The sequence below is a fragment of the Bradyrhizobium sp. NAS96.2 genome (assembly GCF_001908235.1).
Lineage (GTDB): Bacteria > Pseudomonadota > Alphaproteobacteria > Rhizobiales > Xanthobacteraceae > Bradyrhizobium.
The window spans coordinates 22,403-33,056 of record NZ_LGHK01000237.1 but is presented as its reverse complement, the minus strand read 5'-3'; the positions used below and the strand labels follow the sequence as shown (position 1 = coordinate 33,056).

Here is a 10,654-nt window from a genome sequence, read left to right as displayed (position 1 = left end):
GGCTGGAGCGCCGGCGGCAACATCGCGGCCGTCACCTGCCAGCTGGCGCGCGATCGCGGCGGCCCGGAGATCGCAGGCCAGCTCCTGATCTGCCCGGTCACCGACTCGACCTTCGACCGGCCATCCTATGTCGACAACGCGGCCGGCTACTTCCTCACCCGCGGGCTGATGTTCTGGTTCTGGGACCTGTACTGCTCGCCGGCCGACCGCACCGATCCGCGCGTCGCGCCGCTGCGCGGCAAGCTCGATGGCCTGCCGCCGGCATTCATCGCGACCAGCGAGTTCGATCCGCTTCGCGACGAGGGCATTGCCTATGGCGACGCGCTGATCAAGGCCGGCGTCAAGGTCGAGCAACTCAAGGCGCAAGGTCACTTCCACTCGTCGTTTGTGATGGTCGACGTCATCATCACCGGCGTTAGCGGCCGCGTGAAGATGGCGAAGGCGCTCAGGCGCTTCGCCGGATTGCCCGAGGAGCTGGAGCAGGACAACGTCGCCGCGCCGAAGGTCAACGCGGCCGCGAACTAGCGCGGAAGGGACAGCGCTGCGGTTCGCTCAAACCGCAGCGCTAGCCGAGTTCGAACGTCGTGACGCCGAACACGCGATCGATCCGCAATGGCGCGATCACGCCGGTGTACATCCGCGCGGTCTCGAACACCGGTGAAAGTCCGAGGCCTTGCGCCAGCGCGATGGCGTCGCGGTTGACCGCGGGGACATCGAGGAAGATGTCGCCGCCGCCTGCGCTCGCCAGCAATGCCGAGAGGATGATCTCTGCGCTCGCGCGGTCATCGGCAACGAGCGGACCAATCTTGCGGCCGGTGCGGCACGGACGGATCACGCCCCAGCCGGCCAGCCTGCCGTCGCGCAGCAGCGCGCGTCCGATATGCCGTGGCGTGTTGATCCAGGCGCGCAGGAACGCCGGGCGGGGAGCCGGAAACACCGTGGCGTCATCGGCCTCGACCAGCGCCATCGGCACGTCGGTCAGTGCGACGATGCGTCCGTTCGATGCCGGAGGCGCTGTGACCGTGCCGCCATAACGCACATTGGCGTAAGCGAGCGCGAAGCCGGACTTCCGGTAGTTCGCCTGTTGCGCCACCACGCCATCGAGCCCGATCACGCGCGGGCGCGCATGCGCGATGGCCGCATTCCAGATCTTCAGACCGTAGCCGCGGCCGCGCAGATCCGGGCGCACGATGTAGAAGCCGAGGAAGGAAAACTGCGCGCCGTAATTGACGCAGGAGATCACCGCTGCGGGCCGGCCCTCGAGCTCGCCGATGAAGAATCCCTGCGGGTCCTCGGCGGCGAAGCAGGGCGCATCGGCGAGTCCGGGATTCCAGCCCTCTGCCGCTGCCCAGTCGACCGCGAGTGCGATCTCGTCGGGGCGCATCGTGCGGATGATAAACTCGCTCATGGCCAATAGTCTCGTCGCGCCGGAGTTATCGATCGTGCATATCAACGGAGCAAGAACAAGACCCCGGTGGCAGACTGAGGAATCCGTCGTCCGTCATGCTGAGGAGGCCGCGCAGCGGCCGTCTCGAAGCACGACGGCCACCAGCCGGGCCGCGTATGCTTCGAGGCTCGCTACGCGAGCACCTCAGCATGACGGGACCAAGAGTGCGGTGGTCCGCGAAGGAGCGCCGATCTCACCCGACCTTCGGCCGGTACGCCGCGAAGAACACGCGCGTCGCGCTGTCGACGACGGTTGCGATCCGCTCCGGCGAGGGCGAGGGATTGGCCTGGAAGATGAATGCCTGGAACAGCGTCGCCTGGCACATCTGCATGAACTGCCAGGCCGCGAGCTGGGTGTCGTCCATCACGAGTTCACCGAGCGCGGCGCGCGCCTCCAGATAGGCGGCGAAGCGGTCGACGGTGTGGGCGATCACGTGAGTGTAGAACCGGCTGCCGAGCTCGGGCATCCGCTCGGCGATCGCCATCACGGTGCGGATCGCCGAGCCGCCGCCGGGCCGGCACAGCAGCGCGATATAGGCGCGGCCGAATTCGGGGAGGGTGGTGTCGACGTCGCGCGCCGGGTCGAAATTGAAGGCGACCTTGCCCTGCTCGAGCTTCTCCTCCTCGACGATGGCCGCGAACAGCCCGGCCTTGTCGGGGAAATACACGTAGAGCGTGCCCTTGGAGACGGCGGCGGCGCGGGCGATCTCGCCCATGCTGGCGCCGTCGAAGCCGAGTTCCAGGAACACCTTGCGGGCGCCGTCCAGGATCTGGCGGCGTTTCGAGGATTCCTCCTCGCCGACGGCCTGGAGGGAGGTTCGGGGGGCTGCAACCATTGATTTAGCTTCTCGCGAAAGAACTCAACCCAGAATGAGCCAATGGGAGAATCGAACCATTATAATTCATGCGGCGGGAATATAGATTGACCGAACCGTTCGGTCAATGGTATTGGAGGGAGTGACGATGCGCCGCACGGCCCTTATTCCGCCAAAGCGGGCGTCAAGATTTTTGGTGGGGAGCCTCGGCTATGGCCGCAGCACGGGATCAGGCTGCACGCATTGTTCGTTCCGAGCCGGAGATGCCCGGGGACGCGACGGCGCGCGACGCATCGGCCGATCTCGGCGAGCAGGCAAGGGGCGACGAAGCCAAGGGGCTTGAAGTCAAGGGTCCCGAAGTCAAGGCGCCGGTCGACAAGCGCCCCGCCGAAGCGCCGCCCGCTTCTGCGCCCGAGCAGCCGGCGGCTTCGCCCGCTGTCGCTGCGCCGAAATCCGGCAAGCGCAGATTTGTGTTGATGGGCATTGTCGGCCTGCTCGCGATCGCGGCCGCAAGCTATGCCGCCTATTACCTGATGGTCGGGCGCTTCTATGTCTCGACCGACGACGCCTATGTCCGCGCCAACAACACCATGCTCGGCGCGCGCGTCGCCGGCCATATCGCGGCGATCCTGCCCGGCGACAACGCGCTGGTGCGCGCGGGCGAAGTGATCTTCCGGATCGATGACGGCGATTATCGCATTGCGGTCGACGCCGCCCGCACCAGGATCGGGACGCAGCAGGCGACCATCGAGCGGATCGGCCGCCAGGTTGCGGCCGCGGTCAGCTCGGTCGAGCAGGCGCAGGCGCAGCTCGTCTCCGCGCAGGCCGGCCTGAAGCGCGCCGATCTCGATTACGATCGCCAGCAGGCGCTGAGCACCAAGGGCTTTGCCTCGCGTGCCACCTTCGAAGTGTCCGAAGCCGGCCGCGACCAGGGTGCGGCGGCGGTGCGCTCGGCGCAGGCGGCCTATGATGCCGCCAAGGACAATGTCGAGGTGACCAAGGCGCAGCAGGCCGAGGCCCGCGCCCAGCTCGCCGAATTGCAGACCCAGCTCGCCAAGGCCGAGCGCGATCTCGATTTCACCCAGGTGCGCGCGCCGGTCGACGGCACCTTCTCCAATCGCCTGGTCAACACCGGCGATTACATCAATGTCGGCCAGCGGCTCGGCAACGTGGTGCCGCTCGACGGCGTCTTCATCGACGCCAACTACAAAGAGACCCAGCTCAAGCGCATCCGCACCGGGCAGCGGGTGACGATCAAGGTCGACGCCTACGGCTTCCGCAAGTTCACCGGCATCGTCGACAGCATTTCGCCGGCGGCGGGCTCGGTGTTCACGCTGCTGCCGCCCGACAACGCCACCGGCAATTTCACCAAGATCGTGCAGCGCCTGCCGGTCCGCATCCGCGTGCCGAACAGCGTCGCCAGGCAGGGCCTGCTGCGCGCCGGCATGTCGGTCTACACCACGGTCGATACCCGCGAAGGCGCGGCCGATGCCGACGCCGATACCGACCTCGACTCGCCGATGATGATCCATCCGCAGTGATGCCTCTGTTAACATGAGATTCAGCTCACTCTTGCCTCGAGCGCAAATGCGCTCCCTCTCCCGCTTGCGGGGGAGGGTTGGGGTGGGGGTGTTTCCACGAGTGGCGCTCCCCGAGTGGAGAGAGCCCCCACCCGCCGCGCTTCGCGCGTCGACCTCCCCCGCAAGCGGGAGAGGTGGACCGCAGTTCGTGGATCGCTTGAACGCGAGGTGAGCCCATGGCCGACGCGACCACTGCTTCGCCCTCGATGATGACCGGCGCTTCGGAGTCCGAGCGGCTCCAGCCCAAGCGGGTGGTCGCCTTCATCATCATGGTGTTCGGGATGTTCATGTCGATCCTGGACATCCAGATCGTCTCGGCCTCGCTGACCGAGATCCAGGCCGGACTGTCAGCGTCGTCGACGGAAGTATCGTGGGTGCAGACCGCCTATTTGATTGCCGAGGTGATCGCGATTCCCTTGTCGGGATTCCTGTCGCGCGCGCTCGGCACACGGCTGTTGTTTGCGATCTCGGCGTTCGGCTTCACGGCGTCCAGCCTCTTGTGCGGCTTCGCCTCCTCGATCGAGCAGATGATCCTGTGGCGCGCGCTGCAGGGCTTCCTCGGCGCCGGCATGATCCCGACGGTGTTCGCCTCGGCCTACACCATCTTCCCGCGCTCCAAGTTCTACATCGTGGCGCCGATCATCGGCCTCGTGGCGACGCTGGCGCCGACGGTCGGGCCGACGGTCGGCGGCTACATCACCGATCTGATGTCGTGGCACTGGCTGTTCTTCATCAACATCGTGCCCGGCGTCATCATCACCGTCGGCGTGCTGTGGCTGATCGATTTCGACCAGCCGAACTTCGCGCTGCTCGATCGGTTCGATTGGTGGGGCCTGATCTTCATGGGCGGCTTCCTCGGCTCGCTCGAATATGTGCTCGAGGAAGGCCCGCAATATGAGTGGCTGCAGGACACTTCGGTGGCGGTCTGCGCCGCGATCGGCTTCGTCTCGGCGGTCGCCTTCTTCTGGCGGGTGCTGACCGCGGAGGAGCCGATCGTCGATCTCTATGCCTTCTCCAACCGCAACTTCGCGGTCGGCTGCGTGCTGCAGTTCTGCATCGGCATCGGGCTCTACGGCCTGACCTACGTCTATCCGCGCTATCTCGCCGAGATCCGCGGCTACAGCGCGCTGATGATCGGCGAGACCATGTTCATCTCCGGCATGACGATGTTCTTCATGGCGCCGGTGGTCGGCCGGCTGATGCAGAAGGTCGATCTGCGCTACATCATCGCCTTCGGCCTCGTCACCTTCGCGCTCGGCTCCTGGCAGATGACCTGGATCACGCGCGAGTACGATTTCTACGAGCTCTTGGTGCCGCAGATCCTGCGCGGGATCGGCATGATGTGCGCGATGGTGCCGACCAATAACATCGCACTTGCGACGCTGCCGCAGGACCGCGTCAAGAACGCCTCCGGCCTGTTCAACCTGATGCGCAATCTCGGCGGCGCGGTCGGGCTTGCCTTGATCAACGAAGCGCTCAACGACCGCACCGATCTGCACATCTCGCGGCTGCAGGATCGCGTGACCTGGGGCAATGCGACCGCGGTCGAGACCCTCAACAATTTCGCCCAGCGCCTGCAGGGCATGGGCGATGCCACGACCATGGCGATGAAGCAGCTCTCGCAGATCGTGCATCGTCAGGCGCAGGTGATGAGCTACGGCGACGCCTTCTTCATGCTGTCGCTGTTCTATGTCGGCCTCAGCCTCCTCGTGCTGTTCGTCAACAAGCCGCCGTCGATGACCGCAGGCGGCGGCGACGCGCATTGAGCGCATCGGCTATTCGCGCGGCGTGCACCCGTTCGCGTGAATAGCGTTGCATGATCGACACATTGACGCACTCACGCTGATGTCATCTTGCCAATCGCGCGTGATGCATTTATAAGCAGCGCCATCCTTTCACGAACCGGGGAGATGCACATGATGTCGTTTGTTTCGCAGACCGTGCGCCCGCGTTCGATTCTGCTGGGCGCTCTCGCGCATTAGGTCCCGGCGATGATCGGGCTTGATGCCCGATCATCCAAACTTCCCAACACCTTACCGATTGTTTTCAGCGACGTCTGCGGCCGGATTCCGTCCGCGCGTTGCCTCAGATGGAGCCGGCCGGCGCAGCGTATGCGTGGCCGGGATGTGCCATGAGCTCTCTAAGGACCAAGCGTCCGGCCGCGATCCGGATCGTGCTTCCCTTCGTGTTTCGCCACTGGCTGGAACAGCCGTTCCGCGCGTCCATCGTAACGGCGGGCTTCCTCGGCGCCACCGCGGCCGACCTGTTCATGCCGGTATTTTCAGGCCATCTGGTCGACGCGCTGACCGCGGGCGCCACTGACGCCGTCGCGCGCCACGCGGCGATGCTGGCGTTTGGCGCCATCGTCGGCCTCGGCGCGCTGTCGGTGCTGCTGCGGCTGATCGGTATCGAGACCATCGTGCCGTTCACGCTGAAGATGATGTCCGATATCGGGCAGCAGGCCTTCATGCGCGTGCAGCGGTTCTCGACCGACTGGCACGCTAATTCGTTCGCCGGCTCCACCGTGCGCAAGATCACGCGCGGGATGTGGGCGCTCGATTTGTTGAACGACACCATCCTGATGGCGCTGTTGCCGTCGCTCGTCGTGCTGGTCGGCTCGATGATCCTGCTCGGGCTGCACTGGCCGCAGCTCGGCGCGGTGATTGCCGTCGGCTCGGTGATCTATGTCGTGATGACCATGGTGTTCCAGGTGCGCTACGTCGCGCCGGCCGCGCGCGTCTCCAATGCGTGGGACACCAAGGTCGGCGGCACGCTGGCGGACGCCTTGACCTGCAACGCGGTGGTGAAGTCGTTCGGTGCGGAAACGCGCGAGGACATGCGGCTCGACGGCGTCATCAGCCGCTGGGGCCGGCGGGTGCGGCGGACCTGGCTCCGCTACAACCGCACCTCGACGGCGCAGTTGCTGGTGCTGTTGTGCTTCCGCGCCTCGGTGGTCGGCGGCGCGATCCTGCTGTGGGCGCAGGGCGCAGCCACGCCGGGCGACGTCACCTATGTGCTGACCAGCTACTACATCATCCACGCGTACCTGCGGGATGTCGGCATGCACATCAACAACCTGCAGCGTTCGGTGAACGACATGGAGGAGCTGGTGCAGATCCATGGCGAGCCGCTCGGCATCATCGATGCCGATGATGCCAGGACGATCGATATCCAGGGCGGCCGCATCGTGTTCGACGAGGTCACGTTCCACTATGGCGGCCATCGCCGGCCGCTGTATGACGCCCTGTCGGTCGACATCGATGCCGGCGAGCGCGTCGGCCTCGTCGGGCGCTCCGGCTCCGGCAAGACGACCTTCGTCAAGCTGGTGCAGCGGCTCTACGATGTCTCCGGTGGCAAGATCCTGATCGACGGTCAGGATATCGCCAAGGCGACGCAGCAATCGCTGCGCAGCCAGATCGCGATCGTGCAGCAGGAGCCGATCCTGTTTCACCGCACGCTGGCGGAGAACATCGCCTATGGCCGGCCCGGCGCCAGCATGGCGGCGATCGAGCAGGCGGCGCGGCTTGCCAATGCGCACGACTTCATCATGCGGCTGCCGAAGGATTACGGCACGCTGGTGGGCGAGCGCGGCGTCAAGCTGTCGGGCGGCGAACGGCAGCGCGTGGCGCTGGCGCGCGCCTTCCTGGCGGATGCGCCGATCCTGATCCTGGACGAGGCGACCTCGAGCCTGGATTCGGAATCCGAGGCGCTGATCCAGCAGGCGATGGAGCGGCTGATGAAGGGCCGCACCTCGATCGTGATCGCGCACCGGCTGTCGACCGTGCGCAGCATGGATCGCATCCTGGTGTTCGATCGTGGCGAGATCGTCGAGCAGGGCACGCACGAGGTGCTTGCCGCGCGTCCCGGCGGCATCTACCGCGGCCTGTTCGAGCGGCAGGCCACCGAGTTCGGCGAGGTCGCGGCGGCGGAGTAGAGCGATGGCGCGTGGCTGACGGGCGGTGTCCGCCAGCCACGTCAGCTATTTCGGCGCCAGCCCATTCCACACCAGCGCCACGCCGGACAAGAACAGCAGCGCCAGCACGACGTCGGAGAAATTGCGGTCGCTGAGCGCGTGATAGAGCCGGGCGCCGAGCCAGGCGCCGAGCAGCGTTCCCGGAAACGCGCAAGCCACGAGCCAGATCAGCTCGGGTTTAACCAGGCCGCTTGCGATCTGGACCAGGAGCGCGGCCGCCAGAATTGTGAAGTTGAAGATCTGGAACACGCCGCGGCGCTGCTGCTTGCCCCAGCCGCGCACGCTCGCCCACAGGATCGGCAACGGGCCGGACAGTCCGGCGAGGCCGCCGAGAATGCCGCCGGCAAATCCGATCGCACCGTCAGCCCATTTGCCGCCGAAGGCGATCGACATCGGCTTGCGTTGCAGGAACAGCAGGGTCGGAAACACCAGCAGGAAAACGCCGACCGTCAACTTGAAGACTGCGGGGTCGGCCCGCGCGATCAGCAGGATGCCGATCGGCACGCCCAGGAGGCCGCAGATGACGAATGGCCAGACCAGGCGGAAATCGATCGTCTTCCAGATCGACGGCAGCGTCGAAACCTGTGCGATGACGGAGCAGACCAGCACCAGCGGCACCGCGAGCGTCGGCGGCAGCACATAGAGCCAGATGCCGAGCGCCATCAGCGCGGTGCCGAAGCCGGCGAGGCCGGAGACGAAACCGCCGGCAAGCGCGCCGAAGAACAGGATGGCGTAGCTCGCCGGGTTCATTCCTCATCTCGTTGTTCTTGATCGTTGCCGCGACGTTTACACGACGATGGCTGTGGGTACACTTCAAAATCGCGGCTCATCAACGATAATCGGAATGGAAGCATCCTCATGAGTGCTGGTTCGTCGAAAACCTTTCTGGTCTGTCACGGCGCCTGGTCGGCAGGATGGGCGTGGAAGAAGATGCATCCCCTGATGCAGGCCGCCGGGCACCGGCTCGTGACGCCGAGCTACACCGGGCTCGGCGAGCGCGCGCACCTCGCGCATCAGGGGCTCGACCTCGAAGCGCATATCCAGGACATGCTCAACGTCATTTCCTATGAGGATCTGCGCGACATCGTGCTGGTCGGCCATTCCTACGGCGGCATGGTCGCGACCGGCGTCGCCGACCGGGTGCGCGAACGCATCGCGCAGCTGATCTATATCGACGCCTTCGTGCCGCGCGACGGCCAGTCGCTGTTCGATCTCAACGAGTCGGCCATCGAGACCATGCGTGAGCTCGTGAGCGATGGCGACGGCTGGCGTATTCCGCCGATGCCGACGCCGCCGGACACATCTCCGGCAGACCTCGAATGGCTGACCGCGCGCCGCGTCGACATGCCGATCAAATGCTTCGAGCAGAAGCTGAGGCTGCAACACGGCGAGACCAGCCTGCCGCGCAGCTACATCTACGCCACCCGCGCCACGCAGGCCGACACGTTCGGCCAGTTTGCAAAACGCACGAAGAGTGAACCCGGCTGGCGTTACTTCGAGATCGATGCCAGCCATTCGCCGAACGTCACCGCGCCCGAGGCGCTGATGGCGACGTTGCAGGAGATCGTAGCGTAACGTCCGGCAATCGCGGGCTCTTATTTTTCTGCGTCGTCGTCCTTGAGCCGAATGCCTTCGGCGCGCAGAGCCGTAAAGAGAGCCGCGACGTCATCGGACTCCATGCTGTTCGGGCACAAGCCGTTGAGTTGCTCGGTGGTGATCGTGCCGGTGCTCCTGGCGATGTCTCGTGCCTTCGCCATGATCTTCTGAAGGTCCATCTGCGATCCTCCGCGACGCGGGCATCCTAGCAAATGGGATGCATTCGTGGTGTCCGATATGGCGAGGGGCCCGGCGTGCTGCGCCGAGCCCCTCATGGACCAAAATATCAGCCGGCCTGTAAGCCGGGTTCTGTAGGGCACCATTCTCGCGAATGGTACGCGACGGCCATTCCTCTGGGACAAGGTTTGCACCTTGCCTCGAGCAACCTACCCGGACAGCGGGCCTGACATCGCCCTGCGGTGTTATCGCGCATGCGCGAACTAACCGCGTTGCCGTCCCTATTCGGTTTTGCTCCCGGTGTGGTTTGCCATGCCGTCTCCGTTGCCGGAAACGCGGTGCGCTCTTACCGCACCTTTTCACCCTTACTCGCCCCCACCCTTTCCCTCCCCCGCAAGCGGGGGAGGGTAGGGTGGGGGCAAGCGGTTCGTTCTCTGTGGCACTTTCCCTGGGGTCGCCCCCGCCGGACGTTATCCGGCACCGCATGTCGATGGAGCCCGGACTTTCCTCTCCCGCGGCCTTTCGGCACCAGCGGGAGCGGCCGTCCGGCCGACTGACGCCCATGGCATGGGCGTTTCGGGCGGTCCCGTCAAGCGGATTAGCCCCGCCAAGGCCGCCAAAATAATTTATCCTGAAGATGTCGTCCCGCCTGCCGCCCGTTCGACTGGGTGTCGGCGATCCAGCCGATCAAGAGGAGAGATGAGATGCAGTACCTGTTGCTGATCTACCGGAGCGACGCGGAATATGGCCGCATGAATGCCGACGAACGTAAGGCGGTGACGGCGGAGTACGGAGCCTACACCCAGTCGATCATCCAGAGCGGGCACTTCAAGGCTGGCGACGGGCTGCAGCCGGTGTCGACGGCGACCACCGTGCGGGTCCGCGACGGCAAGACGCTGACCACCGATGGGCCGTTCGCGGAAACCCGAGAGCAACTCGGCGGCTACTATCTGGTCGAGGCCAAGGATCTCGACACCGCGCTCGGCCTTGCGGCGCGGATTCCCGGCGCCAAGACCGGCTCGATCGAAGTCAGGCCGGTCATGATCTACGATAATCCGTGATGGCGC

At 65.5% G+C, this 10,654-nt stretch carries 10 protein-coding genes and 1 other RNA gene; 6 read left to right on the top strand and 5 right to left on the bottom strand.

Going from position 1 to position 10,654, the window contains the following annotated elements; all coding sequences use genetic code 11:
• A partial coding sequence (locus AC628_RS36775; protein WP_143202006.1) for an alpha/beta hydrolase occupies positions 1-525 on the top strand: 525 nt, incomplete at its 5' end.
• 40 nt (positions 526-565) lie between these two features.
• Here the strand turns inward: AC628_RS36775 and AC628_RS36770 are convergent.
• Together AC628_RS36770 and AC628_RS36765 are read right to left on the bottom strand one after the other, a co-directional pair.
• A complete protein-coding gene (locus tag AC628_RS36770; RefSeq protein ID WP_074131557.1) occupies positions 566-1,408 on the bottom strand; it encodes a GNAT family N-acetyltransferase in 843 nt (280 codons plus the stop codon).
• A gap of 232 nt (positions 1,409-1,640) precedes the next feature.
• A complete protein-coding gene (locus AC628_RS36765; protein ID WP_074131556.1) occupies positions 1,641-2,282 on the bottom strand; it encodes a TetR/AcrR family transcriptional regulator in 642 nt (213 codons plus the stop codon).
• A gap of 242 nt (positions 2,283-2,524) precedes the next feature.
• Between AC628_RS36765 and AC628_RS36760 the strand changes: the two genes are divergently transcribed.
• From AC628_RS36760 to AC628_RS36750, 3 genes are all read left to right on the top strand, one after another.
• Positions 2,525-3,802 (top strand): HlyD family secretion protein, encoded by a 1,278-nt coding sequence (locus AC628_RS36760; protein ID WP_143202007.1) that lies wholly within the window; start codon positions 2,525-2,527, stop codon positions 3,800-3,802.
• A 215-nt stretch (positions 3,803-4,017) separates the two neighbouring features.
• Positions 4,018-5,607 carry a DHA2 family efflux MFS transporter permease subunit gene (locus AC628_RS36755; RefSeq protein ID WP_074131554.1) on the top strand — a complete coding sequence of 530 codons (1,590 nt, stop codon included), beginning with the start codon at positions 4,018-4,020 and terminating at the stop codon, positions 5,605-5,607.
• 365 nt (positions 5,608-5,972) lie between these two features.
• Positions 5,973-7,775 (top strand): ABC transporter ATP-binding protein, encoded by a 1,803-nt coding sequence (locus AC628_RS36750; RefSeq protein ID WP_074131560.1) that lies wholly within the window; start codon positions 5,973-5,975, stop codon positions 7,773-7,775.
• 45 nt (positions 7,776-7,820) lie between these two features.
• Here AC628_RS36750 and AC628_RS36745 read toward each other — a convergent pair whose 3' ends face one another.
• Positions 7,821-8,564 carry a sulfite exporter TauE/SafE family protein gene (locus AC628_RS36745; RefSeq protein ID WP_074131553.1) on the bottom strand — a complete coding sequence of 248 codons (744 nt, stop codon included), beginning with the start codon at positions 8,562-8,564 and terminating at the stop codon, positions 7,821-7,823.
• Between the two features lie 108 nt (positions 8,565-8,672).
• Between AC628_RS36745 and AC628_RS36740 the strand changes: the two genes are divergently transcribed.
• Complete coding sequence (locus AC628_RS36740) at positions 8,673-9,389, top strand: alpha/beta fold hydrolase (protein ID WP_074131552.1); 717 nt, start codon at positions 8,673-8,675, stop codon at positions 9,387-9,389.
• Positions 9,390-9,409: 20 nt separating this feature from the next.
• On the opposite strand, the gene AC628_RS36735 is transcribed toward AC628_RS36740, so the two are convergent.
• Together AC628_RS36735 and rnpB are read right to left on the bottom strand one after the other, a co-directional pair.
• A complete protein-coding gene (locus AC628_RS36735) occupies positions 9,410-9,589 on the bottom strand; it encodes a hypothetical protein (protein ID WP_074131551.1) in 180 nt (59 codons plus the stop codon).
• Between the two features lie 103 nt (positions 9,590-9,692).
• An RNA gene (gene rnpB / locus AC628_RS36730) (RNase P RNA component class A) lies at positions 9,693-10,144 on the bottom strand.
• Positions 10,145-10,291: 147 nt separating this feature from the next.
• On the opposite strand from rnpB, the gene AC628_RS36725 reads away from it, so the two are divergent.
• Positions 10,292-10,648, top strand: a complete 357-nt coding sequence (locus AC628_RS36725) for a YciI family protein (RefSeq protein WP_074131559.1) — start codon at positions 10,292-10,294, stop codon at positions 10,646-10,648.
• Positions 10,649-10,654 lie beyond the last annotated feature (6 nt).